Source organism: Rothia sp. 27098_8_29 (assembly GCF_041432785.1).
GTDB lineage: Bacteria > Actinomycetota > Actinomycetes > Actinomycetales > Micrococcaceae > Rothia > Rothia mucilaginosa.
In genome coordinates this window covers 40,662-66,729 of record NZ_JAPWAI010000004.1, presented here as the reverse complement: position 1 = coordinate 66,729, position 26,068 = coordinate 40,662, and the positions used below count along the sequence as shown (strand labels likewise).

Below are 26,068 nucleotides of genomic sequence, written 5' to 3'. Positions count from 1 at the left end.
AAAGCGAGTCAGAAAACTGATGGATATCTAATGAGTGCCGCGAAATGAGTACCCTTTCGTGCTCACCCACCGGCAATTTCACGAATTGGCGCGCCTTCGGGCGTGCACCCCGTAAACATTAGTGTCCGCACCATTCCCGGTGCGGACCGGGAATGGAGAAAATTTGGCTCAGCCTCGAGTACACGAGTTTGCTAAAGAAGTAGGCGTACCTTCCAAGGAAGTTATCGCCAAGCTCAAGGATATGGGCGAGTTCGTTAAGAGCTCCTCTTCCACCCTGAACCCCATGGTTCTGAAGAAGCTGCGCGCGGAATTCCCCGCCGCAGCCGCTAAGCCTGCCGCAAAGGCAGGTCCCGCAGAGTCGGCCGCTAAGCCGGCTCCCAAGCCCGCAGCGGCTAAGCCTGCCGCTAAGCCGGCACCCAAGCCCGCAGCGGCAAAGCCTGCCGCTAAGCCGGCACCCAAGCCCGCAGCGGCAAAGCCTGCCGCTAAGCCGGCACCCAAGCCCGCAGCTGAGAGCGCAGCTCCCAAGCCTGCAGCAGCTAAGCCCGCCGCAAAGCCGGCAGCAGCACCCAAGCCCGGTGGCCCCCGCCCGGGTAACAACCCCTTCGCATCCCAGCAGGGCATGGCACGCCCCGAGGCAGCACCGAAGCCGGCAGCACCCAAGCCTGCCGCTCCGAAGCCCGGCCCCAAGCCCGGTCCTCGCCCCGGTAACAACCCCTTCGCATCCCAGCAGGGCATGAAGCGTGGCGGCGGCGACTCCCAGCGTTCCGGCGGTCCCCGTCCGGCACGTAACGGTCGTCCCGGTGGCAACGGTGGCGCACGCCCCGGCGGTAACGGCGGTCCCCGCCCCGCAGGTGGCGCACGCCCCGGCGGTAACGGCGGTCCCCGCCCCGCAGGTGGCGCACGTCCCGGTGCACCCCGTCCGGCTGGTGGCGGCGGCGCACGCCCGAACCCCTCGATGATGCCCAAGGTTTCCAACGTTGGTGGCGGCGCGTCCGGTTCCAACAACGGTGGCGGTAACGGCGGCGGCGCACGTCGCGGCGGCGGTTCCGGCGGCTTCAACCGCGGTCCGGGTCGTCCCGGCCCCGGCGGTCGCGGTAATGCACAGGGTGCGTTCGGTCGCGGCGGCTCCAAGCGTAAGGGCCGCAAGTCCAAGGCAGCTCGCCGCCATGAGCAGGAGCAGCTGAACGCACCGGCACCCGGTGGCGTGGTTGTTCCTCGCGGCGACGGCTCGACCGAGATTCGTCTGCGCCGTGGCGCGTCCATCATGGACTTCGCTGAGAAGATTGGCGCAAACCCGGCATCGCTGATTACGGTTCTCTTCCACCTGGGTGAGATGGCTACCCAGACTCAGTCCCTGGACGAGGAGACCTTCGAGCTGCTGGGTGCCGAACTGGGCTACGTCATCAAGATCGTTTCCCCGGAGGATGAGGAGCGCGAGCTGCTCGAGTCCTTCGACATCAACCTCGAAGCCGAAGCAGAAGCTGAGGGCGAGGATGTCCTGGAGGTTCGTCCCCCGGTTGTTACCGTCATGGGTCACGTTGACCACGGTAAGACCCGCCTGCTGGACGCTATCCGTAACACCAACGTCATTGAGGGTGAGGCCGGCGGCATTACCCAGCACATTGGTGCATACCAGGTCCACACCACCGTTGAGGGTGAAGACCGCGCGATTACCTTCATCGATACCCCCGGTCACGAGGCGTTCACCGCTATGCGTGCCCGTGGTGCGAAGGTCACCGACGTGGCAATCCTCGTGGTCGCAGCTGATGACGGCGTTATGCCCCAGACCGTTGAGGCACTGAACCACGCACAGGCAGCTAACGTGCCGATCGTGGTTGCTGTGAACAAGATCGATAAGGAAGGCGCGTCCCCGGACAAGATCCGCGGCCAGCTCACCGAGTACGGTCTGATCCCCGAAGAGTACGGTGGCGACACCATGTTCGTGGACGTCTCCGCTCGCAACGGCACCAACATCGACGAGCTGCTTGAGGCTGTCACCCTGACCGCTGACGTGCTCGAACTGACCGCTAACCCGAACAAGGAAGCACGCGGCGTTGCTATTGAAGCAAACCTGGACAAGGGCCGCGGTGCGGTTTCCACCGTCCTGGTTCAGTCCGGTACCCTGCACGTCGGTGACGCTATCGTTGCCGGTGTTGCTCACGGTCGCGTTCGTGCAATGTTCGATGAGAACGGTCAGGCTGTGAAGGAAGCTGGCCCGTCCCGCCCCGTTCAGGTGCTGGGTCTGTCCACCGTTCCTCGTGCAGGCGACACCTTCCTCTCCACCGAGGAAGAGCGTACCGCTCGTCAGATCGCTGAGAAGCGTGAGGCTGCTGATCGTAACGCTCAGCTGGCTAAGCGTCGTAAGCGCGTGACCCTCGAGTCCTTCGACGCCGCTGTGGCTGAGGGCAAGATGGACACCCTGAACCTGATCATTAAGGGTGACGTCTCCGGTGCTGTCGAAGCGCTGGAAGAGTCCCTGATGAAGATCGACGCCGGTGGCGACGAGGTTCAGCTGCGCGTCATCCACCGCGGTGTGGGTGCTATTACCCAGAACGACGTGAACCTGGCTACCGTGGACAACGCGGTCATCATCGGCTTCAACGTCCGCCCGGCAGAGCGCGTTGCAGAACTTGCCGACCGCGAAGGCGTCGAGATGAAGTTCTACTCGGTCATCTACCGTGCGATTGAGGAAATTGAGCAGGCCGTCAAGGGTATGCTCAAGCCCGAGTACGAGGAAGTGGAGCTCGGCTCCGCAGAGATCCGCGAGGTCTTCCGCTCCTCCAAGTGGGGCAACATCGCAGGTTCGATCGTCAAGAACGGCATCATCAAGCGCAACGCCAAGGCGCGCCTGGTGCGCGACGGTTCTGTGGTGGCAGACAACCTCACTATCGAGTCGCTGCGTCGTTTCAAGGACGACGCTACCGAGGTTCGCGAAGGTTTCGAGTGTGGTATTGGCCTCGGCTCCTTCAACGACATCAAGGAAGGCGACATTATCGAGACTTGGGAGATGCGCGAAAAGCCGCGTGTCTAAGACTCACACGCTGATGCGCCCGTCACCCGCTAGTGTTCCCGCACCCGCAGGCTTCTAGAGAATAGAGCCTGAGGAGCGGATGCTGGCGGGGCGGGCGCTTCCGCATTACCTGGAACGCCTCCAAAGCACCTCGAGTGCCCACGGAAGCGCCACAACATTTCACCACGACATTTCAAGGAGAAACACATGGCTGATGCAGCCCGCGCGGCACGACTTGCCGACCGCATCAAGGTAATTGTGGCGAAGGCGCTGGAGCGTCGTGTTAAGGATCCCCGCCTCGGTTTTGTGACCATTACCGATGCCCGCGTGACCAACGACCTGCAGCACGCAACCCTGTACTACACCGTGTTCGGCTCCGAAGAGGACGCCGCAAACACCAAGAAGGCGCTGGAATCCGCTAAGGGTATTCTGCGCGCCGAGGTGGGTAAGAACATCACTGCCCGCCTGACCCCCACCCTGACTTTCGTCGCTGACGAGGTTCCCGAGAACGCCTTCCACATTGAGGCGCTTCTGCGTGAGACTCGCGAGCGCGACGCCGCCCTGGCTGCTGCAGCTGAGGGTGCCGAGTACGCTGGTGAGGCTGACCCCTACAAGAAGGATGAGCCTGCCGAGGGTGAGGACGCCTAAGTGGCGAAGAAGCAACCTCAGGGCCCGTCCGGCCTGATGGTCATTGATAAGCCCGCCGGGATGAGCAGCCACGACGCGGTCTCTCAGATGCGTCGTATTGCTGGCACCCGGCGGGTTGGTCACGCCGGTACGCTGGATCCCGCCGCGACCGGCGTGCTGATTTTGGGCATCAATAAGGCGACGAAGCTGCTGACCTACCTGGTCGGTCAGGATAAAACCTATGACGCGACGATTCGCCTGGGCATTGAGACGCTGACGGAGGACGCCGAGGGTGAGCACACTGCCGCGCATCCGGATGCCGTTGAGGCGCTGACCGGTTTGGACGCTGAGCAGATGCACTCGCGCATCCTGGAGGCTGTGGCGCAGCTGAGCGGCGATATTCTGCAGGTTCCTTCTGCGGTGTCCGCTATTAAGATTAACGGTGTTCGTTCGTATGCGCGTGTGCGTAGCGGTGAGCAGGTTGAGTTGGCGGCGCGTCCGGTGACGATTAGCGAGTTCACGGTACATTTCATCAACCCTGGTTTTGCCGAGTACGTGATTGAGGACCCCGAGAATGAGGGCGAACACGCGGCAACCTCGGTTCCCGTGATTGACTGCAAGGTGACGGTTTCGTGTTCCTCGGGCACCTATATTCGTGCTCTGGCGCGTGATCTGGGCAAGATTCTGGGCACCGGTGGCCACCTGACGGCTCTTCGCCGTACCCGTGTGGGTGCGGTGGTGCTTGAGGATGCCGCCGATCTGGCGCAGTTGAAGCAGCGCCGTGAAGAGTCGGAGGCACCGCTGGAAGATTTGCCGCTACTTCCCCTGGAGGAGGCGGCACGCCGCATCTTTGGTGCGCGTGAGCTCTCTGCCGCGGAGGCGAGCGATATTTCTTACGGTCGTCGTATTAGCCCCAGCGGTGACGGTTCCGTGGTGAAGCGTTCCGTGCACGCGAGCGCGGATGAGTCCGGCGCGGTGCAGCATGCCAGCGTTGAGGGTATTGTGGCGGGCTTCGCTCCGGACGGTACCCTGGTTGCCCTCCTGGAGAATAAGAAGCAGCGCGGGAAGGTGCAGGCCGCCCCGGTGCTGGTTTTTGAGGCGAATCGTTCCTTCAACTAGGCGTTGAGGGCTTATGATGGGCGAAGAGGGTTCGGTGTTCGTGCCGGCACTTCTCACGCTTTATTGATTCAGCGCCCTATTGAATGTGCGCCCTATTCATTCAACACGCTAACGTAAACAACCCCTGAACACACATGACTACTCGTGCGGGTGCCGCCCGGCCCTGCTGAAGGAGAGAAGATGAGCGAGAACCAGAGCTCCGCTAAGAAGGCTAGTGAGCCTCGTACCGCGCCGGTACCCCGCGTGGAGTCTGCACAGGCTGAAGCTACCGTAACCGGGGCTGCTGCGACCGGAGCTGCTACTCAGAGCGGTGCCGCGAAGGCTGCCGGTGCTAAGAGCGCTGAGCCCATTTCTGCGGCGAAGGCACCCGAGGGTGTTCGCGTAGCCGCACCGGCGTCCGGCGATAAGGCGTCGCAGAAGGCCGATAAGAAGGCTGAGAAGAAGGCAACCCGCGAGGCGTTTGCCCGCCCCAAGAGCCTTGAGGAGGCGGCTAAGCCTCAGAACCGTGCGGCGTTCCGTGCGGCGGTGGCGCTGTACGGTCTGTTCATGATTGCGTACGGTGTGTGGCAGGTTCTGGGCGGTATCCGCGTCATTCCGGATGCGCCTCAGGACTTTGCGAACCCCTCGGTGCAGTCGAACTACGTGTTCTTCGCGGCAACCTATGTGGGTGTGGGCCTGTCCTTCGTGTTCATTGCCGTGAAGTTCAAGTGGGTGAACATGCTCGCGTTCTCCTGCCTGGTGGTTTTCCTGGGCGGCGTGGGTCGTATCCTGTCGTGGGCGTTCTTCGGCACCCCGCACTGGTCGCTGATTGTGCTGATGGTGACTGAGCTTGTGATTCCTCCGTGCCTGCTGGTGTGGTACAGCTGGATTAACAAGTCCAATAAGATTCGCGAGGAGATGCTGAAGGCTTCTCGTAACCAGGCTCGTAAGTAGTCGTAACGCCCGGGAAGGTTCCTGCCGCACGGTGGGGTGCCTGCCCGGGCTTTCTTATGGGCGGGGCTTGGCTTGTGGGTGGGGTTCTGCCGTTGCCAGTCAGATACCCGCTACCTCCGCCGCATCCGCAAAGATAGGGGAGAGGGCACCGCCTGCGAGGGGCGCCGTTCCATTCCCTGTTGATTCCCGTTTTGAATTCTGCATCCTGCCGCCTGTGGTCTAGGATGGTTAGGTACATTTATCTTTTTCAGGAGAGCCCGTGACCCTCTACACCGCTTTGAGCGAGGTCCCCGCCGGCTACGGCCCCTCGGTCGTGACCATCGGCAATTTTGACGGCGTGCACCGTGGACATGCCCGCGTGATTTCGCGCGTGGTCTCCCTTGCTGAAGAGCACGGTTTGAGCTCTATCGCGGTTTCTTTTGACCCGCACCCGATGCAGGTGCACCGTCCCGAGGCGGCCCACCACGACATTATGGGTCAGGGTTCGCGCCGCTACTTCATGTGCCTGCTGGGTCTGAACGACTACCTGCTGCTGAACTACAACCTGGAGTTTGCTGCGCAGACCCCCGAGGAGTTCGTGAAGTCCACCTTCGTGGATGCGCTGAACGCGCGTTTTGTGGTCATCGGTGACGACGTGCGCTTTGGTAAGAACAACTCCGGCGACCTGAACACCATGCGTGAGCTGGGGGAGAAGTACGGCTTTGAGGTGGTTGTCGTTGAGGATCTGATGGTGGATGAGAACACCCGCTGCTCCTCGACCCGCATCCGCCAGCTGCTGCTGGAGGGCGATATGCCCGCCGCAACCGAGCTGCTGGGCCGCCACCACATGATGGCTGGTGAGGTTGTGCACGGTCTGGCGCGCGGCCGCGAGTTGGGCTTCCCGACCGCGAACCTTGAGCTTGAGGCGCGCGGCCTGATTCCCGCCGACGGTGTGTACGCCGGCTGGCTCGTGGACGAGTCCGGTAACCGTCACCCCTCCGCTATTTCGGTGGGTACGAACCCGACCTTTGACGGTATTGAGCACCGCCAGGTTGAGGCGCACGTGATTGACCGCCCGAAAGAGCGTGTGGAGGATTTCAACCTGTACGGCCAGCGTGTGCTGATTGAGTTCGTGAAGCGTCTGCGTCCCATGGTGGCGTACACCGGTGTTGAGGCGCTGATTGAGCAGATTAACGATGATGTGGTGCAGACCCGCGAGGTGCTGGCTGAGGACGCGAAGAACTACTGCCCGCCGGAGTGCCCGGTGCAGGCGGAAGTGAAGCATCCCCACTTCTAAGAGCAGCATCCTGCGCTCATAGCTTTTGCTTTTAACGGCTTTGAAGCCCCGGCAGTAAGATTTTCGGATCTGCCGCCGGGGCTTTTGCGTACCCGACCGGATGCGCAAAAGCGGGCACCTTCTTCGCACCTGACCGCCTGCGCCTCCGAAGAAACAACCCGCGCCGCACGCCTTGACGTCCTGCGCCTCCCGCGAGGCACCCCTGTTTTAGTCGTCCCCGTTTTAAGAGAAGATAGAGTCATGGAAAAAATGAACGTCGAATCCTTCAACCTCGACCACCGCGCCGTAGCAGCACCCTACGTGCGTATCGCAGACCGCAAGGTCCTGCCCGGTGGCGACACCCTCATCAAGTACGATATCCGCTTCACCCAGCCGAACACCGCGCACCTGGAAATGCCGACCGTGCACTCCATCGAGCACCTGAGCGCCGAGCACATGCGCAACCACACCGACCGTCTGATTGACTTCTCCCCGATGGGCTGCCAGACCGGTTTCTACGCGCTGACCCTGGGCCTGGAGCCCGAGGAGTTCTTCCCCATCTTGGAAGCAACCCTCAACGATATCCTCAACGCGACCGAGGTTCCGGCAGCGAACGAGGTGCAGTGCGGTTGGGGCGCCAACCACACCCTCGAAGGCGCGCAGGCTGCGGCTCGCGAGTTCCTCGCGGCACGCGATGAGTGGGCGCAGGTGATGGCGTAATGAGCGCACAGATTCCTGACGCTTTCGCATCCGCCTTCAACCCGGTGGACTTTGACCCGAACGCTTTCGACCCGGCTGAGGCGTTCAACAGCATGTTTGAGCTGATGGACGGCATGTCCAACGCCATCATCATTCAGGTGGCTATGGATGAGGAGCTTGCACCCTTCCTGAAGGTGACCGAGGAGCTGCAGCCGTCCTTCACCGAGGGCGCCGCAGTATTCCACCCGCGTTACCTGCAGGTGGGTGAGGACCAGGTTCCGCTGCTGCTGGTTCGCTCCAAGATCGGTCTGGTGAACGCGGCGAGCGCCGTCACCGAGGCGATCAGCTACTCCTCGAACTGCCTGGGCGTCATTAGCGCAGGTACCGCCGGCGGTTTGGCTCGCGGCATTAACGTGGGCGACGTGCTGATTGGCGAGAACTACACCTACACTGACGCCGACGCGACCGCCTTCGGTTACGCGCGCGGCCAGGTTCCGGGCATGCCCGAAAGCTACGACGGCCAGGCGGACGAGTGGCAGGATGCTCTGGAGCATGCGCTCGCCGCACTTGAGCCGGTGCGTGAGCAGGCTGAGAGCGTGTGGGAGGTGCGCCGCGGCCAGATGCTGGCGGGTAACTCCTTCGTAACCGCCCACAACGTGAAGGACACCCGCGAGGCGTTCGAGGGCGCCATCAGCACCGATATGGAGACCACCGCTATTGCGCAGGTCTGCCACAACTACGAGATTCCGTTTATCGGAGTGCGTTGCGTGTCTGATCTGTGCGGCCCGGAGGCTGACCAGGACTTCCACCTCTCCGTGGACGTGGTGGCTCCTCGTTCGGCTCGTTACGCGCTGCAGCTGGCCGCTGAGCTGTGGACCGAGGCGCAGCTGGAGGCGCTGGAGCTGGCTCTCTAAAGTTCTAGAGCATGCGGCACGATGTGAGCTCGCATGCGGCAAGTGCCGGGGCGTGAACCTGAATGGTTTGCGCCCCGGTCTTTGCGCCCCGGTTCTTTTATGCCGGTCTTTTTGTACTGGTTTTTGTACCCCAGTCTTTTTCTGATCAGGCACTTTGATGTACCCGGTCCGTAAGAAATGCAGAAATATTAACCGCGGTGAATATACATTCTGTGTGTCGTGGAGTACTATGAATGTGGAAACTGTCCGATCTCACAGAGGAGTACGTCGTGAAGTTCTGCCCGACTCTCGCCTCCGTCACCGGTCTGCTCGGTGGCTACAAGGTTGCATCTAGCACCGGCATCCGCCCGCTCGGTGGCGCTGTCCTGGCACTGTGCGGTGCCGTGGCTTACAAGAATTGGAAGCGTAAGGCTGGCGCAGGCCGTGCCACCTTCCTCACCGCTCTCTACCTCGGCGCGTTCGGCGCCGCTCATCCGCTCGCCAAGAAGCTTGGCGCGTGGCCTGCAGTCTACACCGTGACTGCGGTAACCGCTCTGTCCTCCATCGTCATTGGACGTAAGCGACAGAAGTAGTCTTTGACAAAAAGACGGCGGAAAGGCAACGTTGCCTTCCCGCCGTCTTTTGCGTTCCCTCCCACCGTACCGGTTGGGTGGGGATGCGCCGGGGCGACGCGCGAAGGCAACACTTTCTGCGCAACGCCCCATCACTCGATGGGGAGTGAATCACCGGTACCGCTCTCAGCCACCTGCTGAGCCGCGGCACCGCCCGATAAGTTTCCCCGCCACCGGCGGGTACACCCCACGAGGTAAAGGAAAAGAAGAAGATGAATACCACTCCGGACTCATCCCCGGTACAGCAGGGCGTAGCTGAGGCTACCTCCGAGAGCCCGCAGCTAGCGCGTGGACTCTCCCTGCGTCACATCATGTTCATCGCCCTCGGCTCCGCCATTGGTACGGGCCTGTTCTACGGCTCTGCATCCGCCATTCAGCTGGCGGGCCCCTCCGTGCTGCTTGCCTACGTTATTGGCGGCGCGGCAGTGTTCATGGTGATGCGCGCAATGGGCGAACTCGCCCTGGCGCACCCGGTTTCCGGTGCGTTCTCTGAATACGCGACCCGCTACCTCGGACGCTGGGCTGGCTTCGTGACCGGCTGGACCTACGCCCTGGAAATGGCGCTGGTCGCCATCGCGGACGTGACCGCTTTCGCGGTGTACATGAAGTTCTGGTTCCCGAACAGCCCCTCCTGGATTTGGATTGTCTCGGTTCTGCTGATTCTGCTCGCCATTAACCTGGCGAAGGTCAAGGCGTTCGGCGAAACCGAATTCTGGTTCACCCTCGTGAAGGTCAGCGCCATTATCGCCATGATCGTTGGCGGCGTGGTTCTGCTCTTCGTGGGTGTGCAGGCGCACGACTCCGTGGCGCCCTCCGTCACGAACCTCTGGGCTCTTGAAGGCGGCTTCTTCGCGAACGGATTTACCGGCTTCCTCGCTTGCTTTACCGTGGTGATGTTTGCCTTCGGTGGTATTGAGAACATCGGTATTGCCGCCGGTGAGGCGAAGGACCCGCGCACCTCGATCCCCAAGGCGATTCGCACGGTGCCGTTCCGCATCCTCATCTTCTACATTCTGACCCTGTCGGTCATCATGTCCCTGTACCCCTGGTACTCGGTGACCAAGGCGAACTCGCCGTTCGTGCAGATTTTTGAGGGTCTGGGCATTCCGGCGGCTGCCTCGATTCTGAACGTGGTCATCATTACTGCCGCTATCTCTGCGCTGAACGCGGACGTGTACGGTGCCGGCCGCATGATGTACGGCCTAGCAAAGCAGAACCTGGCGCCGGCTTCTTTCGCGAAGGTTACGAAGAACGGTGCGCCCTGGATGACCACCCTCATCATGGTGCTGGTCATGGCGGTCGGCGTGATCGTGAACGTGCTCTTCGAGAACGCGTTCGAGGTGGTCGCCTCCCTGGCAACCTTCGCGACCGTATTCGTGTGGGTCATGATTCTGCTGGCGCACATTGCCTTCAAGCGCAGCGGCGCCGATACCGAGGCGCAGCCGGTACGCCAGCCCCTGTGGCTGAGCTACCTGGCGTTGGCATTCATGATCTTTATCGTGGTGCTCTTCGGCTGCTTCGCCGATACCCAACTGGCGCTGATGATGGGCGCAATCTGGTGCCTGTTCCTGCTGGGCTACTACCGCCTCGTGGTGGTCCGCGCTCGCGTTGAAGCAGCAGAAGCGTAGGGAGCAGAAGCGCAGACACCGAATAAACGTAGAGCCACTGAATAAACGTAGAGCCCGGTGCGAGGACTCGGCGTGAGAACCCGGTGTGAGAACCCGACTGCAAAGCCCGGCGACCGGTAGTGTGATGAGCTACCTGTCGCCGGGCTTCTGCTCACCCTTCCACGAAAGCGCCCCGGTAGCGTAGAATGGGAAGAACGCGTCTGCAGTCCGCAGCAGACGACGTGTATTACAGGGCGTAAGCCCACCACCCGGCGGCAACCGTCCGTACGGGACGTATGCGGTACTAACTCTAGGAGTTAAAAGTGGCACTGGATCCCGCTGTCAAGCAGGCAATCATCAAGGAATACGCAACCCACGAGGGCGACACCGGTTCGCCCGAGGTTCAGATTGCAGTTCTGTCTCGTCGTATCGCCGACCTGACCGAGCACCTGAAGTTCCACAAGCACGATCACCACTCCCGTCGTGGCCTGATGATCCTCGTTGGTCGTCGCCGCAACATGCTCGGCTACCTGAAGAGCGTCGACATCGAGCGTTACCGTTCGCTGATCGAGCGCCTGGGTCTGCGCCGATAAAACAGGAGCGTCTTGACGCTTTTGTGGTGATTAATCGCCTTTAGGCGGTGTGTGCGGACGTGCTGTCAGCACTACCAGCCCTCCATTTCGGAGGCGGGTAGCGCCAGCGCGTCCGTACTGCCGCGTTGAGGGGCGCATCTTCCGCTGGCTAAATTCCTAGCTAGATGTTTGGCTAGATTCCAAAGCTGCGTGAGAAGATGCCGCCTCACCTGAAAGAAAGAACAGAAGGCCGTGCCGGCACACACGCCGCGGTCCTCGGTAGCGAATTACGGAACAACACCACCCCACAACCTTGCTGATAAAAATCGGCATATGTAGGGGAGCGGTGCCGTGGTTTCCTATCGAAGGCCGACTCGTGCGCCGTACGGCCTACCAAGAAGAAAGAAGGAACCGTGGAAGGTCCCGAAATCAAGTTTGCTGAAGTCGAAATCGACAACGGCATTCACGGAAAGCGCCACGTGCGCTTTGAAACCGGCCGTCTCGCCAAGCAGGCTAACGGCTCGGTGCTCGTCACCATCGATGACGAGACCACCCTGCTCTCCGCAACCGTGGTCGGCAAGTCTCCCCGCGAGGGCTTCGACTTCTTCCCGCTGACCGTGGACGTGGAAGAGCGTATGTACGCCGCCGGCAAGATCCCGGCATCCTACTTCCGCCGCGAAGGCCGCCCCAGCACCGAGGCGATTTTGGCAGCCCGCCTGATTGACCGCCCGCTGCGCCCCGCCTTCACCAAGGGCATCCGCAACGAGGTGCAGGTCGTCGTGACCGTCCTGACCTACAACCCGGACGAAATCTACAACACCTTCGCGATCAACGCTGCATCCGCATCGACCTCCCTGTCCGGTGCGCCGTTCAACGGCCCCATCGGTGGCGTGCGCATGGCACTGATCGACGGCCAGTGGGTCTGCTTCCCCAAGTACTCCCAGCTGGAAAACGCTGTCTTCGACATGGCTGTTGCAGGCCGTATCGTCACCAAGGCTGACGGTACCGAAGACGTCGCGATCATGATGGTTGAGGCAGAAGCAACCGATAACTCCTGGAAGCTCATCAAGGAAGACGGCCAGACCGCCCCCACCGAAGAGGTCGTCGCAGAGGGCCTGGAAGCAGCTAAGCCCTTCATCGCAGCACTGTGCAAGGCACAGGCTGACCTGGTGGCTCGCGCAGGCAAGCCCGCCCTGGAACTGCCCTTCTTCGGCGGCCACGGTGAGGACGTCGACGCAGCAGTTGAGGCATTCGCAGCAGACCGCCTGGTCGAGGTGTACTCCATCGCTGGTAAGCAGGAGCGCGAAGCCGCCGCAGCCGAGCTGCAGGAAGAGCTCATGGAAGCTCTCACCGGCGAAGGTAAGGAATTCGAAGAACGCTCCAACGAGGTCTCCGTAGCATTTGCTGCCCTGACCAAGCACGTTGTTCGCCAGCGCATCCTCACCGAGCAGGTCCGTATTGACGGCCGCGGCCTGACCGACATCCGCCAGCTCACCGCTGAGGTTGAAATCCTGCCCCGCGTTCACGGTTCCGCTCTCTTCGAGCGCGGCGAAACCCAGATCATGGGTATCACCACCCTGAACATGCTCAAGATGGAGCAGCAGCTGGACTCCCTGCACCCGGTCAAGTCCAAGCGCTACATCCACCACTACAACTTCCCGCCGTACTCCACCGGTGAGACCGGCCGCGTGGGTTCGCCCAAGCGCCGCGAAATCGGCCACGGTGCACTCGCAGAACGCGCAATCACCCCGGTGCTACCCTCCCGCGAAGAGTTCCCCTACGCAATCCGTCAGGTCTCTGAGGCTCTGGGCTCCAACGGCTCGACCTCCATGGGTTCGGTCTGCGCATCGACCCTGTCCCTGCTGAACGCTGGTGTGCCGCTGCGCGCACCCGTTGCAGGTATCGCAATGGGCCTGGTCTCTGACGAGGTTGACGGCGAGACCCGCTACGCAGCCCTGACCGACATCCTCGGCGCGGAAGACGCACTGGGCGATATGGACTTCAAGGTTGCAGGTACCTCCGAGTTCGTGACCGCTATCCAGCTGGACACCAAGCTCGACGGTATCCCCGCATCCGTGCTCGCTGGCGCACTGACCCAGGCACGTGAGGCTCGCCTGCACATCCTCGAGGTGCTCGTCAGCGCGATTGACGCACCGGATGAGATGAGCGAGTTTGCACCGCGCATTATTTCCGTGAAGATCCCGGTTGCCAAGATCGGTGAGGTCATCGGCCCCAAGGGTAAGATGATTAACCAGATCCAGGAAGACACCGGCGCAGACATCTCCATTGAGGACGACGGCACCGTGTACATTGGCGCAGCTGACGGCCCCTCCGCCGAGGCTGCCCGTGCGGCAGTGAACGCTATCGCTAACCCGCAGGTTCCCGAGGTGGGCGAACGCTACCTGGGTACCGTGGTGAAGGTGACCGACTTCGGCGCGTTCATCTCCCTGACCCCCGGTAAGGACGGCCTGCTGCACATCTCCGAGATGCGTAAGCTCAACGGCGGCAAGCGCGTTGTTGACGCTGAGGATGTTGTCTCCGTGGGCCAGAAGGTCCAGGTGGAGATCACCAAGATTGATGACCGCGGCAAGCTCTCGCTGGCACCGGTCGTTGAGGGTGGCGACGACGAGTAGTCGTAACCCCCGCTAAGTGATGAGGGGCGTTCGGCGCACCCGGTGCGGTTCACTCCCCGCCGGATGCACCGGGCGCCCCTTCGCTGTGCTTGCCCTGCATCTTTTGATGCTCACCCGCCCCACCAACTGTGGGACTGCCTACAGGTAGTGGGGCGGGAATGCTTACCTTCAGACGTACCTGTTGAAAGGTTCTTCTCTCTATGTCTATTTCCCTGCCCGTCGAGCTTGAGGCCATCGCCGAAGAGCTCAACTACGAGCACGGCCGCCTCATCTACGAGGGTGTAGGCGGTAACGAGGTGCGCCGCTCCATCCTGCCCGGTGGCGTACGCGTGATTACCGAAAAAATGCCCGGTACCCGCGGCGTATCCATCGGCTTCTGGGTGGGAGTCGGCTCCCGCGACGAGGCCCCCGGCATGCTTGGCTCCACCCACTTCCTGGAGCACCTGCTGTTCAAGGGCACCGGCACCCGCACCGCCCTGGACATTGCATCCTCCTTCGACGCGGTAGGCGGCGAATCTAACGCCCTGACCGCTAAGGAGCACACCTGCTACTACGCGCGCGTGCTCGACGATGACGCACCCATGGCGGTGGACGTTATCACCGACATGGTCACCAACGCCCTGCTGGACCCGGCTCACCTGGAGCAGGAACGCGGCGTGATTCTCGAAGAGATCGCCATGGACCAGGACGACCCGACCGATGTTGCCTTCGAGAACTTCGTGGAGCAGCTCATGGGGGATAACCCGCTGGGCCGCCCCATCGGCGGTACCCCGCAGGAGATTACCGAGGTGCCGCGTGACGCCGTGTGGGAGCACTACAAGCGCTACTACACCCCGGACCGCCTGGTGATTTCTGCGGCCGGTTCGCTGGAGCACAGCACCATGGTCCGCCTCGTGCTGGAGGCGCTGACCCGCTACGGCTGGAACCTGCAGGAGGGCGTGGCACCGGCACCGCGTCGCGTACGCACCGACAGCGGCATTGTTCCGCTGAGTGAGCTGCGTGAGGTGGAGAAGGGCTTCGAACAGACCAACATTGTGATGGGTTGCCCGAGCATTATCGCCGGTGACGACCGCCGCTACGCGATGAGCGTGCTGACCAGCGCATTCGGTGCGGGCATGTCCTCGCGCCTGTTCCAGGAGATTCGTGAGAAGCGAGGCCTCGCCTACAGCACGTTCGCGTTCTCCGGTGCGTACTCGGATGCCGGCTACTTCGGCATGTACGCGGGCTGCCTGCCCGCTAAGACCGAGCAGGTGCGCGAGGTTATGGGCTACGAGTTCGATAAGCTCGCCACCGCCGGTATTACCGAGGAGGAGCTGACGAAGGTCCGCGGCCAGCTGGCTGGTTCCACCGTGCTCGGTAGCGAGGACTCGGGATCGCGCATGTCCCGCCTGGGTCGCGCCGAGCTGGACTCTGGACTGTTCACGAGCACCGATGAGCTGCTGGAGAAGATCCGCGCGGTCTCCCTGGAGGAGGTTCGCGACCTGGCGGCGTACCTGGGGCAGCAGCAGATGATTACCACCATCGTGCGCTAACCCCTGAACATCCCTAACGCACAACGCTGATAAGGCATAAAAATGCCCGTTCCCACACCCCACTAAATCGGGGGAGGGAACGGGCATTTTGTATGTATCGGCACCTATCAAAGAGATGCCTCCAAGTCAAAGAGATGCCTCCAAGAAGTGTTTCCGGGTGTTCTGCCACCCATACTCTTGACGCTCAGCATGAGCGGCAGAACCCGAAAAACTACTGCTCAGGGCTACTTCTGTGCCTTGGCGATAGCTTCCATCAGCACCTGGGCGTAGAGTTCCTGACCAGCAACCTCAGGGTGAACACCGTCAGAGGCCAGCAGACCACTCTGAGTCTGCAGAGCCTGGCGGATCGTAGAGTTCCAATCCGCAATAATCACACGATCAGAATGCTGAGCCGCAAACTCACGAATCTTACCGTTCGAGTAGTCAATCCAGGTCAGGTTGCGCGGGCCGTAACCGGTGACCAGCACCAGCTTAGAATCGGCGGGCATAGCCGCCAGAACCTCGTCGAGCTGACCATCCAGAATGGTCGAGTTCGCGGTCACCGACAGCACGAAGGTTTTACGAATCTGGCCGTTGGCACCCATGGACTTAATAATCGGCAGGGCCTTAGCAATGGTTCGTCCCTCAGCCGCATCGATAGATGCCTCGGGCATCTTGTCGTACAGCTCGGGGGATACCGCCACCACAATGGAGTCACCCACAATGGTCACCTGCGAAGAATCCACCGAACCGGTCGCGGCCTTCGACTCCGAGGGACTTGCCGAAGGCTTCGCGTCCTTACCCGCAGCGCTCGGGCTTGCCGATGCGCTCGCAGCCTGTGCCTCCTGACGAGCCTTCAGGCGTTCAGCGGCGGCACGCTTGCCGTCCTCAACGGACTGCTGGGCGGTAGTCATTGCCGGAGCGGTGTGCACCGCCAGGCCGGTCGAAGCAGCAGCCACAACAACGGCAAGAGCCACCGAAACCGGCAGGAACTTAGTGCGCGAGGACTGGAAAGCCGCCACCACACGGTTAGCGCTACCGCGGAAACCGTAGCGGCGAATCGGGGTCTCAACCCAGCGGTACGACATCTCCGCAATAGCGAAGGTCGCCACCAGAACGCCCACGTTCACCAGCGGGGAGCGGTCCGCACCCATCAGGTAGTGCATGACCACGGCGAGCGGCCAGTGCCACAGGTACAGGCCATAGGAACGTTCGCCCACCCAGCGTAGGGGAGCGAAGTTCAGCAGGCGGCGCAGCACCTCGGAGGCGCCAGCAAGCATGTCGGGAAGCATGCCCTGAATCACGCCCAGTGCCAGCAGGGAGGCGCCAAACAGGCCCCAGGGAATCGCACCGGGAGCCGATTCGGGAACGAGGATTGCGTAGGGAATCAGTGCAAATAGGGACAGCCAGCTAATCATGACGCGGGCGAAGGCGACCAGGCCAAAGGGCTGAGCCACGCGGTACAGCACGGACTGCTGTAGCGGCGGGTACAGCGACCAGGGGCGCGCAAACGCCAGCAGGGCGCCGAGTAGCAGGCCGTACAGGTGAGTGTCGGTGCCGTAGTATACGCGGCTAATGGGTGCGCCGGACATCAGAAGAGCGGTAGCAACGCTCAGCGACGCAATAATGCCCAGCACCATGACCACGCTGAAACGACGCCACGAACGACGCAGCAACAGGCCAGCACCAACAATGAGCAGCGGCCACACCACGTAGAACTGTTCTTCCACTGCCAGGGACCAGAAGTTCGTGAAGAGCTCCGGGGAGGTCTGCGCGAAGTAGTCGTTACCGGCAAAAATGGAAATCCAGTTGGATGAGAAGGTCGCCGCACCGGCGAGCTGTCGGCCGAGGTTCACCTGAATATCGCCGCCAATGAGCAGGCTGACCGGTCCCATGACCAGAATCAGCAGGGTAATGGCGGGAAGCAGTCGGCGGGCACGGCGAATCCAGAAGCTGCCCAGGGCAATTTTGCCGGTGAGAGCACCTTCACGCAGAAGCAGGGAGGTAATCAGGAAACCGGAGATGACGAAGAAGATATCCACGCCAATCATGCCGCCGGGTAGTACGGTGGGCCAGAAATGGTACACCATCACGAGGAGCACAGCGATTGCTCGCAGACCGTCCAGACCCGGCAGAATATAACGCCGGTTAGCCTCATCTGGACGCACGGAGGAGGTAAAGAGGGACTTCATACTGTCAAGGCACTCCGTAGGATGGAAATTATAGAAATACTTCCTAATTATATGGTTGCTAACTTTAGATAACGTATTAAACGGCTTGTATGACGGTTAGATTACTTCGCTTTTTATGCCGCTGAGGTTCCGCAGGGCATCTCACCCAGCGTGTGCGATGGCGTGCACCGCGCTCACACGGGGATAATAGAGGCTGTACGTCACAGCGTCTGCCCCATCGTCGGGGTGCTCATAAGTTACGGAGGAGAGAAGATGGCCCGCGAGGGTAACGAAAAAATCTGGAAGGTAGCGGTACTCGGTGCCGCAGGCCGTATGGGTTCTGAGGCGGTGCGCGCCGTCAACACCTCCGCAGACATGGACCTGGTGGCGGCACTGGGCCGCGGCGACGACCTGCAGGAGCTGGTCGATGCCGGCGCAGAGATTGTTATTGACCTGACCGTTCCCGAATCCAGCGAGGCGAATGTGCGTTTCGCGGTGGAGCACGGTATGCACGCGGTGGTTGGTACGACCGGTTGGACCCCCGAGCGTCTGAACTCCCTGCGCGAACTGCTGGCTGAGCACCCCGAGGTGGGTGTGCTCATCGCCCCGAACTTTGCGATTGGTTCGATTCTCGCCACCGAGTTCGCGGCGAAGGCGGCACGCTACTTCGAGTCTGTAGAGATTATCGAGATTCACCACCCAAATAAGGTGGACGCCCCCTCCGGTACCGCTGTGCACACCGCCCGTAAGGTGGCTGCCGCCCGCGCGGAGGCTGGCGTGGGTGCAAGCCCGGATGCCACCACCTCCGATCCTTTGGGCTCGCGCGGCGCCGTAATCGACGATATTCACGTACATGCGGTGCGTCTGCGCGGCATGGTGGCGCATCAGGAGATTCTGCTGGGCGATCCCGGTCAGCAGCTCGTGATTCGTCACGATTCCTTTGACCGTGCCTCCTTTATGCCCGGCGTGCTGCTGGGTGTGCGTGAGGTGGCGGCGCATCCGGGTTTGAGCGTGGGCTTGGACGCCTACATGGATTTGTCGTAGGGGAGCGTTATGTCTGAACAGACTTCACCCGACGCCTCGCCGGTACCTTCCGAGGCTCGTAGCCCCTGGTGGACTTCGTTGCGTCTGTGGACTGTCTGCGCCTGCGTGCTGATGGTGCTGACCGTGCTGATTCTGCCGCTGCCTTTGGCGGCGCGTGCCTCTATTTTGGGTGTGCTGATTTTTAGTGCTGTCTTCGTGACGGTGGATGCAGGCGGCTGGGGTAAGACTTTCGCGGCGCTGACCTGCGCACTGCTGACCCTGTACCTGGTGCATATTGCGCAGCAGGGTTTTGTGATGCTGACGTCCGGTTCGGTGGCTGGCATGGTGCTCGGCGCGGGTATGATTCTGCTGCCGATTCTGGGTGCGTGGGCGCTGGTGCGTGAGGTGCTTTTCGGCGCTCGTATCCAGCGTATGGCTCAGGAGCTGGCGGCGTCAGGCGAACTGGCGGAGGATACCCTGCCGCGCACCCCGGCGGGTCGTGTGGACCGTGAGGCGGCGGCGGTGGAGTTTGAAGGCTTCGCGGCGGCGGTTGAGCAGGACCCCGAGAACTGGAAGGCGTGGTTCAACCTGGCGTGCATGTATGATGCGGGCGGCGAGCGTAAGCGTGCCCGTGCGGCGATGCGTAACGCGTGGTCGTTGCGTTCGGGTGGTCAGGCGAAGGGCATGCGTTAGGCTCTGACCCTGCAATCCCTAGTCAATGCCACATTTATTTTCGGTATGAGACTGATAACGCCGAGGTGGTGTGCCCGGTTTCATAGGCTCTCGTGGAAGTACCGCGGGTTTGAAAGAGTCCGAATAGTAGAAAATGTATGAAAACTTATGCGTTCTAACGGAAAAATCTGCATTTCGGGCGTACTCTGGACATATGTCTGAGAACCTTTCGAACCCCGGTACTTTTGTTGAGCCTGTCTTCGGTCGCCTCCTGACCGCAATGGTGACCCCCTTCTCGAAGGACGGTTCCGTTGACGAAAAGCAGGTAGCAGACCTGGCGAACTACCTTGTGGAGAACGGCCATGACGGCCTGGTGGTCTGCGGTACCACCGGTGAGTACTCCACCATGACCGATGACGAGAACGAGCGCGTCTTCCAGATTGTGAAGGATACCGTTGGCTCTCGCGCGAAGATTATTGCCGGTGTTGGTTCAAACGATACGGCGCATACTATTGAGCTGGCGCACCGCGCGGAAAAGATTGGTGTGGACGGCCTGCTGGTCGTGACCCCGTACTACAACAAGCCGACTCAGCCGGGTGTCTACGCCCATTTTGCAACCGTTGCGCAGGCAACTGAGACCCCCGTCATGCTTTACGATATTCCGGGTCGTGCGGGCATCCCCATCGCACCCGAAACCTACCGTCGCCTTGCAGAAATTGATAGTATTGTAGCGGTGAAAGACGCCAAGGCAGACTTCGGTGCCGCAACCGAGGTCATGGCAACCACCGACCTGCACTACTACAGCGGCGACGACGGACTGACCCTTCCCTGGATGGCAATGGGCGCCGTCGGCCTCGTTTCGGTGACCGCACATGTGGCACCCGCACTCTTCCGTGCCCTGATTGATGCTGTCGTTGCACAGGACCTGGTGGAGGCTCAGCGTCTTCACCTGGAACTAACTCCGATTGTCCGAGCAACCATGGGCCGTGCCCCCGGTTGCGTTGCTGCCAAGGAAATTCTCTCCTGGCAGGGTGTGCTGGATGAGCCCGTCGTTCGCCTGCCGCACGTACTCTCCGAACCGGAGGTTGCACAGGCTATGCGAGCTGACCTGCTCTCCTCGAGCATCGCTCACACCCTGAAGAATGCCTAAACTTTAAGCAGAACCTGCACAACTTATCGTGCAGAGCGCGTATATATAGAGGACTTCGGCTACCGTCACACCCCATTTTTGGGGCGCATGATGTAGCCAACGGACGCGGACTCCACACCTAACACTAGGTGAGGGGTCCGCTCTGGCGTATTGCCGCGGTTTACCGTCGATGATTCGGCCCACCCACTCAGACAGGGGCCCAGCTTAGGTAGAGGCACCCGAGCAGTACGCCCCCAATACTTTTGAATACTTTCGGTGATTTGGACGCACCGGCAGCACCCCACCTGCTCGGAATGTGAGAGCCGAACCGGCGGGAGCGCTTGCGGTACGAAGCGTCGCCTACGAATCACAGACATCACAAGAAAACATAGAAGAAAGAGGAGACACACGATGAGCGTCTTTGAAGCGAATCTTCCCCTCCCTCCCCGCCTGAAGAAGGACACCCTGCGCGTGGTGCCCCTGGGCGGCCTGGGCGAAGTCGGTCGTAACATGACCGTGTACGAAATCAACGGCAAGCTGCTGATTGTTGACTGCGGCGTGCTCTTCCCCGAAGAGTCCCAGCCCGGCGTGGACCTGATCCTGCCCGACTTCAGCTACATTGTCGACCGTCTGGACGACGTGGTTGCCATGGTGCTGACCCACGGCCACGAGGACCACATCGGCGCGGTTCCCTACCTGCTGCGCCGCCGCCCCGATATCCCCCTGGTCGGTTCCGAACTGACCCTGGCACTGGTTGAGGCGAAGCTCGCCGAGCACCGCATCAAGCCCTACACCCTCGCGGTGAAGGAGCACCAGGTGGAGCGTTTCGGCCCGTTCGAGTGTGAGTTCGTTGCTGTGAACCACTCGATTCCGGATGCGCTGGCTGTCTACATCCGCACCAAGGCAGGCAAGGTTCTGCACACCGGTGACTTCAAGATGGACCAGCTGCCGCTGGATGGCCGCATCACCGACCTGCGCCACTTCGCTCACCTGGGCGAGGAGGGCGTGGACCTGTTCCTGCCGGACTCCACCAACGCTGAGGTTCCCGGCTTCACCCCGACCGAGAAGCACATCGGTCCGGTGCTGTCGAACGTTTTCCGTGACGCAAGCGGCCGCATCATTGTGGCGTCCTTCTCCTCGCACGTTCACCGCGTGCAGCAGGTGCTGGACGCAGCCGCTGAGCGTGGCCGCAAGGTCGTACTCGTGGGCCGCTCCATGGTGCGTAACATGACCATTGCCGAGAAGCTGGGCTACCTGAAGGTCCCCGCTAACGTGCTGGTGGACCTGAAGAAGGTTGACGACTACCGCCCCGACCAGATCGTGATGATGTGCACCGGTTCGCAGGGCGAGCCGATGGCGGCACTGTCGCGCATGGCGAACGGTGACCACAAGATTCAGATTGAGCCCGGCGACACCGTGGTGCTCGCCTCCTCGCTGATTCCCGGTAACGAGACCAGTGTCTTCCGCATCATTAACGCCCTCATGAAGCTGGGCGCTAACGTGGTGCACAAGGGCAACGCGAAGGTTCACGTTTCCGGTCACGCTGCCGCGGGTGAGCTGCTGTACTGCTACAACATTCTCAAGCCGAAGAACGTTATGCCGGTTCACGGCGAGGTTCGCCACCTGATTGCTAGCGGTGACCTGGCGATGGAGACCGGCGTTCCGAAGAAGAACGTGCTGCTCTGCGAGTCCGGCACCGTCGTGGATCTGCGCGATGGCGTGGCGTCCGTGGTGGGCGAGGTTCCCTGCGAGTACCTGTACGTTGACGGCCGCTCCGTCGGTGAGGTCACCGAGAGCGATCTGAAGGACCGCCGTATCCTGGGTGAAGAGGGCTTCGTGTCCATCGTGACCGTGGTGGACCGCGCAACCAAGCGCGTGGTGACCGGCCCGGATATTCACGCTCGCGGTATCGCGGAGGACGACGCGGTATTCGACGAGATTGTTCCGAAGATTACCGCCGCCCTGGAGGATGCTCTGCACCGCGCACCCGAGAAGGTACACACCGTGCAGCAGTTGCAACAGATTGTGCGCCGCACCATCGGTGCCTGGATTTCTCGCCGTCTGCGCCGCAAGCCCATGATTGTTCCCGTGGTTGTTGAGAACTCCTCGAAGGCTACGAAGAACTAACACTCTGCGCGAGGCTAGTCGCCTGTCATAGCGAAAAGGCGGGGTCGATACGTTGTGTCGGCCCCGCCTGCTGTGTATCTGCCAAACGTATGCGCGAAAGCTACGCGAAAGCGACGCGGTAGGGGAGAAACGCCTCATCAGCGCCCTATCAGTGCCCTCACAGAGACAGGGCGGGGCGCACTTTTTAGCTCACTGATAACGAAAGAATCGGTACATTAACGGGAAGGTTGATACCCTAAAAGGTATGGCTCCACGGACCACGAAGGGTCGTAACACGACCTCTACTAAAGCAAACACTAAGAAGACCACCCGCAAGCGCACCACCTCCCGAGGCGGTGCCCAGCGCGGTGCCAACGCGGCGAACCCTGTAGCGGGCGCTATCTCCTCCGTCTGGCTGAGCATCGCTCACGCTATCGGTGGGCTCTTCCGCTCCATTGGCGCGGTGCGCACCGACCTTGCGCCCGAAGACCGCCGTGACGGTGGCGCGCTCACCATCTTGCTGTTCGGCCTGATTAGCGCCGGAGTGGAGTGGTACAACTGGCGTGCCCACACCTCCCTCGGTTTGTTGCGTGCGCCCCTGGACGCCTGGCACACCATGCTGGGCGGTATTTTCGGTCAGGGCGCCCTGCTAGTCCCGGTGCTCTGCCTCATCATGGCGTGGTGTGTTTTCCGTGGACCCGACCTGATTAAACGTAATAACCGCGTGGCGTTGGGCTCCTTCATCATTCTGGTGGCGACCTCCTTGTTCTTTGCTCGGCATGCGGGTCACCCGACCTTCGCGGATGGTTTTGATGCCGTCTGGGCTGGCGGAGGCGTGGCTGGCGTGCTGTTGGGTACCCCCATTGTGCGTGTGAGCGGCGGTATCGCGTTCGTTGAGATTCTGATTCACCTGCTGCTGGGCATTGCCGGTCTGATGGTTCTGACGAACACTCCGATTCGTCAGGTGGTGCCGCGTACTTTGCACCTGGTCGGTCTGGCTCTGGGCGAGAAGCCGAACGGCACGACTCGAACCTCCGCGAAGGATAGCCCTTCGGATGCGACTCAGACCGTGGACCTGAACGCTGAGGAGCACGACCGCAGCTACCTGTACGAGGATGAGAAGCCGGCACGTACGGCTCAGAAGTCTGGCGGTCTGTTCGCTCGTCTGCGCGGCTGGTTGGGTATCGCTCCCGCTGCGTCGACCGATTCTTCCCTGGACGAGTACGCCGGTGATGAAGCATTCGTGAGCGCCGTGGTGGATGAGACCCACCCGGAGACCACGCAGATGCCGGTACAGTCGGAGGACTCTGCGCAGGGATCCGCTCAGCAGGCGCGCCCGGCGGCTAAGCCGAACCGTCTGTCCCGTCTGCCCGGTCGCCTCAACCAGGCACCGGCCGCGCAGGGCGCGTCCGCCCAGGGTACGTCTGCGCAGAACGGTGCTTATTCGAGTAGCCCTGACCTCTTCGACGTTGAGGCGTCGGATGCACCCGCAGCCCGCCTGGATCAGGTGCAGCGCGCCGCCGTGGCGAACGGCCGCGTGAACCGTATTCCTGGCGAGGAACCTCTCTTTGACGTTGAGGCATATGACGGCTTCGGCGCTTCTGAGGAAGCTGCACCGCAGACGAAGCCTCACCAAGTGGTGAACCCTGCGCAGTCTGCCGCTCCGGCTTCCGCATCCCAGGCTCCTGCCGCACCCGCGGCTCAGCCTCCGATTCCGACCCGCATGCACTCGCCCGGTGCTCACCCGAAGAACGCGGCTCCCGCGGCTTCGCGAGCGCCCGAGGCTGGCGCATCCCGCCCGCTGCAGAACAATACTCAGGTGGCAACCACCGAGCAGGCGCGCGGCGAGCAGGTTGTCCAATCCTCCCGCGGCGCGTACGTGCTGCCTTCTGAGGAGATGCTGGTTTCTGGCCCGCCCGCTAAGGAATCCTCCGAGGTCAACGAGCACGTGGTTGAGGCTCTGACGAACGTGCTGGAGCAGTTCAAGGTGGATGCGCAGGTCACCGGCTTCTCGCGTGGCCCGACCGTGACCCGCTACGAGATTGAGCTGGGCCCCGCCACGAAGGTAGAGCGCGTGACCGCGCTGAGCAAGAACATTGCGTACGCTGTGGCGAGCCCGGATGTTCGTATTCTGTCCCCGATTCCGGGTAAGTCCGCAATCGGTATTGAGATCCCGAATACGGACCGTGAGACCGTTGCCCTGGGTGATGTGCTGCGTTCCCCGCAGGCTCACGCGAACCACCACCCGATGGTCATGGGTGTGGGTAAGGACGTTGAGGGCGGCTTCGTGCTGGCGAACCTCGCGAAGATGCCGCATATGCTGGTCGCGGGTGCGACCGGTGCCGGTAAGTCTTCGTTCGTGAACTCGATGATCACCTCGATTCTGATGCGTGCAACTCCCGACCAGGTGCGCCTGGTGATGGTTGACCCGAAGCGTGTGGAGCTGACCGCCTATGAGGGTATTCCGCACCTGATTACGCCCATCATTACGAACCCGAAGAAGGCCGCTGAGGCTCTTCAGTGGGTGGTTCGTGAGATGGACGCCCGCTACGACGACCTCGCCCACTACGGCTACAAGCACGTTGACGACTTTAACAAGGCGGTGCGTGAGGGTAAGGTTCAGCCCGATCCCGGTAGCAAGCGCACGGTGCACGAGTACCCGTACCTGCTGGTGATTGTTGACGAGCTCGCCGACCTGATGATGGTCGCCCCGCGTGACGTGGAAGAGGCGATTGTTCGTATTACGCAGCTGGCACGTGCGGCGGGTATTCACCTGGTGCTGGCGACCCAGCGTCCGTCGGTGGATGTGGTGACCGGTCTGATTAAGGCGAACGTTCCGTCTCGTATGGCGTTTGCGACCTCCTCGGTCACTGATTCTCGCGTGGTGCTGGATCAGCCCGGCGCGGAGAAGCTGATCGGTCAGGGTGACGCGCTGTTCCTGCCGATGGGTGCCTCGAAGCCGATGCGTGTTCAGGGCGCGTGGGTGTCTGAGTCTGAGATTCACGCCGTGGTTGAGCACGTGAAGAAGCAGGCGCCGACCATCTACCGTGAGGACGTGATGGTCTCTGCCGCGAAGAAGCAGATTGATGAGGAAATCGGCGATGACCTCGACGATCTGCTGCAGGCGGCAGAGATTGTGATTACGACCCAGTTCGGTTCGACCTCGATGCTGCAGCGTAAGCTGCGCATGGGCTTCGCGAAGGCAGGCCGCATCATGGACCTGCTGGAGTCGCAGGGCGTGGTGGGCCCCTCGGAGGGCTCGAAGGCACGTGAGGTGCTCATCCGCCCGGATGACCTGCAGGCGACCCTGGCGCGTATTCGCGGTGAGGAACCTCCGGCTGCCGACCCGTACGCGAACGCGGTGGATCCGGGCGAAGCGGTCACCGACTATTTCGATGAGCCCGATGATGAGGGCTCGGAGGACGCTTGGCAGCTGACCGGCCGCTAGTCCTTCAGTGCCCTATCCATTCGGCTGA

General features: G+C 61.6%; 18 protein-coding genes. 17 read left to right on the top strand and 1 reads right to left on the bottom strand.

From position 1 onward, the window contains the following. The first annotated feature begins 163 nt into the window (after positions 1-163). The 12 genes from infB to O3649_RS06880 all read left to right on the top strand — a co-directional run bounded on the left by infB (position 164) and on the right by O3649_RS06880 (position 15,512). On the top strand, positions 164-3,031 hold the full coding sequence (gene infB / locus O3649_RS06935; protein WP_102033902.1) for a translation initiation factor IF-2: 2,868 nt from the start codon (positions 164-166) through the stop codon (positions 3,029-3,031). Positions 3,032-3,217: 186 nt separating this feature from the next. Next, complete coding sequence (rbfA, locus tag O3649_RS06930; protein ID WP_005507090.1) at positions 3,218-3,658, top strand: 30S ribosome-binding factor RbfA; 441 nt, start codon at positions 3,218-3,220, stop codon at positions 3,656-3,658. Then, on the top strand, positions 3,659-4,756 hold the full coding sequence (gene truB / locus O3649_RS06925) for a tRNA pseudouridine(55) synthase TruB (protein WP_371573477.1): 1,098 nt from the start codon (positions 3,659-3,661) through the stop codon (positions 4,754-4,756). It abuts the gene before it with no gap. Between the two features lie 180 nt (positions 4,757-4,936). Continuing rightward, positions 4,937-5,689, top strand: coding sequence for a DUF4345 domain-containing protein (locus O3649_RS06920; protein WP_371573475.1), 753 nt, complete (start codon positions 4,937-4,939; stop codon positions 5,687-5,689). Positions 5,690-5,948: 259 nt separating this feature from the next. Beyond that, positions 5,949-6,965 (top strand): bifunctional riboflavin kinase/FAD synthetase, encoded by a 1,017-nt coding sequence (locus O3649_RS06915; protein WP_371573472.1) that lies wholly within the window; start codon positions 5,949-5,951, stop codon positions 6,963-6,965. A 240-nt stretch (positions 6,966-7,205) separates the two neighbouring features. Next, positions 7,206-7,664, top strand: a complete 459-nt coding sequence (locus O3649_RS06910; protein ID WP_005507094.1) for an S-ribosylhomocysteine lyase — start codon at positions 7,206-7,208, stop codon at positions 7,662-7,664. Beyond that, positions 7,664-8,557, top strand: coding sequence for a 5'-methylthioadenosine/S-adenosylhomocysteine nucleosidase (gene mtnN / locus O3649_RS06905; RefSeq protein WP_049341700.1), 894 nt, complete (start codon positions 7,664-7,666; stop codon positions 8,555-8,557). The genes O3649_RS06910 and mtnN overlap by 1 nt, the downstream gene beginning before the upstream one ends. Positions 8,558-8,790: 233 nt before the next feature. Further along, positions 8,791-9,129, top strand: a complete 339-nt coding sequence (locus O3649_RS06900; RefSeq protein WP_070604807.1) for a hypothetical protein — start codon at positions 8,791-8,793, stop codon at positions 9,127-9,129. 251 nt (positions 9,130-9,380) lie between these two features. Continuing rightward, entirely contained in the window at positions 9,381-10,796 is a 1,416-nt protein-coding gene (locus tag O3649_RS06895) for an amino acid permease (RefSeq protein WP_371573469.1), read from the top strand. A gap of 302 nt (positions 10,797-11,098) precedes the next feature. Then, on the top strand, positions 11,099-11,368 hold the full coding sequence (gene rpsO, locus O3649_RS06890) for a 30S ribosomal protein S15 (protein WP_005507098.1): 270 nt from the start codon (positions 11,099-11,101) through the stop codon (positions 11,366-11,368). 392 nt (positions 11,369-11,760) lie between these two features. After that, the gene (locus O3649_RS06885) at positions 11,761-13,980 is read left to right on the top strand and encodes a polyribonucleotide nucleotidyltransferase (RefSeq protein WP_371573467.1); all 2,220 of its coding nucleotides are present in this window, start codon (positions 11,761-11,763) and stop codon (positions 13,978-13,980) included. A 200-nt stretch (positions 13,981-14,180) separates the two neighbouring features. After that, the gene (locus O3649_RS06880) at positions 14,181-15,512 is read left to right on the top strand and encodes a pitrilysin family protein (RefSeq protein ID WP_049351811.1); all 1,332 of its coding nucleotides are present in this window, start codon (positions 14,181-14,183) and stop codon (positions 15,510-15,512) included. 224 nt (positions 15,513-15,736) lie between these two features. Here O3649_RS06880 and O3649_RS06875 read toward each other — a convergent pair whose 3' ends face one another. After that, entirely contained in the window at positions 15,737-17,683 is a 1,947-nt protein-coding gene (locus O3649_RS06875; protein ID WP_371573465.1) for an acyltransferase family protein, read from the bottom strand. A gap of 252 nt (positions 17,684-17,935) precedes the next feature. Between O3649_RS06875 and dapB the strand changes: the two genes are divergently transcribed. From dapB to O3649_RS06850, 5 genes are all read left to right on the top strand, one after another. Continuing rightward, on the top strand, positions 17,936-18,706 hold the full coding sequence (dapB, locus tag O3649_RS06870) for a 4-hydroxy-tetrahydrodipicolinate reductase (RefSeq protein WP_005507897.1): 771 nt from the start codon (positions 17,936-17,938) through the stop codon (positions 18,704-18,706). A 9-nt stretch (positions 18,707-18,715) separates the two neighbouring features. Continuing rightward, positions 18,716-19,378, top strand: coding sequence for a tetratricopeptide repeat protein (locus O3649_RS06865; RefSeq protein WP_371573461.1), 663 nt, complete (start codon positions 18,716-18,718; stop codon positions 19,376-19,378). A 193-nt stretch (positions 19,379-19,571) separates the two neighbouring features. After that, positions 19,572-20,507 (top strand): 4-hydroxy-tetrahydrodipicolinate synthase, encoded by a 936-nt coding sequence (gene dapA, locus O3649_RS06860; protein ID WP_371573459.1) that lies wholly within the window; start codon positions 19,572-19,574, stop codon positions 20,505-20,507. A 390-nt stretch (positions 20,508-20,897) separates the two neighbouring features. Continuing rightward, a complete protein-coding gene (locus tag O3649_RS06855) occupies positions 20,898-22,613 on the top strand; it encodes a ribonuclease J (protein WP_049328019.1) in 1,716 nt (571 codons plus the stop codon). Positions 22,614-22,857: 244 nt separating this feature from the next. Further along, positions 22,858-26,040 (top strand): DNA translocase FtsK 4TM domain-containing protein, encoded by a 3,183-nt coding sequence (locus O3649_RS06850; protein ID WP_371573457.1) that lies wholly within the window; start codon positions 22,858-22,860, stop codon positions 26,038-26,040. Positions 26,041-26,068 lie beyond the last annotated feature (28 nt).

Excerpts from the sequence above, each read along its gene's own strand:
- rbfA (WP_005507090.1), top strand. The coding sequence starts at position 3,218 with ATGGCTGATGCAGCCCGCGCGGCACGACTTGCCGACCGCATCAAGGTA.
- O3649_RS06920 (WP_371573475.1), top strand. The coding sequence starts at position 4,937 with ATGAGCGAGAACCAGAGCTCCGCTAAGAAGGCTAGTGAGCCTCGTACC.
- O3649_RS06910 (WP_005507094.1), top strand. The coding sequence starts at position 7,206 with ATGGAAAAAATGAACGTCGAATCCTTCAACCTCGACCACCGCGCCGTA.
- mtnN (WP_049341700.1), top strand. The coding sequence starts at position 7,664 with ATGAGCGCACAGATTCCTGACGCTTTCGCATCCGCCTTCAACCCGGTG.
- O3649_RS06900 (WP_070604807.1), top strand. The coding sequence starts at position 8,791 with ATGTGGAAACTGTCCGATCTCACAGAGGAGTACGTCGTGAAGTTCTGC.
- O3649_RS06895 (WP_371573469.1), top strand. The coding sequence starts at position 9,381 with ATGAATACCACTCCGGACTCATCCCCGGTACAGCAGGGCGTAGCTGAG.
- O3649_RS06880 (WP_049351811.1), top strand. The coding sequence starts at position 14,181 with ATGTCTATTTCCCTGCCCGTCGAGCTTGAGGCCATCGCCGAAGAGCTC.
- O3649_RS06875 (WP_371573465.1), bottom strand. The coding sequence starts at position 17,683 with ATGAAGTCCCTCTTTACCTCCTCCGTGCGTCCAGATGAGGCTAACCGG.
- dapB (WP_005507897.1), top strand. The coding sequence starts at position 17,936 with ATGGCCCGCGAGGGTAACGAAAAAATCTGGAAGGTAGCGGTACTCGGT.
- O3649_RS06865 (WP_371573461.1), top strand. The coding sequence starts at position 18,716 with ATGTCTGAACAGACTTCACCCGACGCCTCGCCGGTACCTTCCGAGGCT.
- dapA (WP_371573459.1), top strand. The coding sequence starts at position 19,572 with ATGTCTGAGAACCTTTCGAACCCCGGTACTTTTGTTGAGCCTGTCTTC.
- O3649_RS06855 (WP_049328019.1), top strand. The coding sequence starts at position 20,898 with ATGAGCGTCTTTGAAGCGAATCTTCCCCTCCCTCCCCGCCTGAAGAAG.
- O3649_RS06850 (WP_371573457.1), top strand. The coding sequence starts at position 22,858 with ATGGCTCCACGGACCACGAAGGGTCGTAACACGACCTCTACTAAAGCA.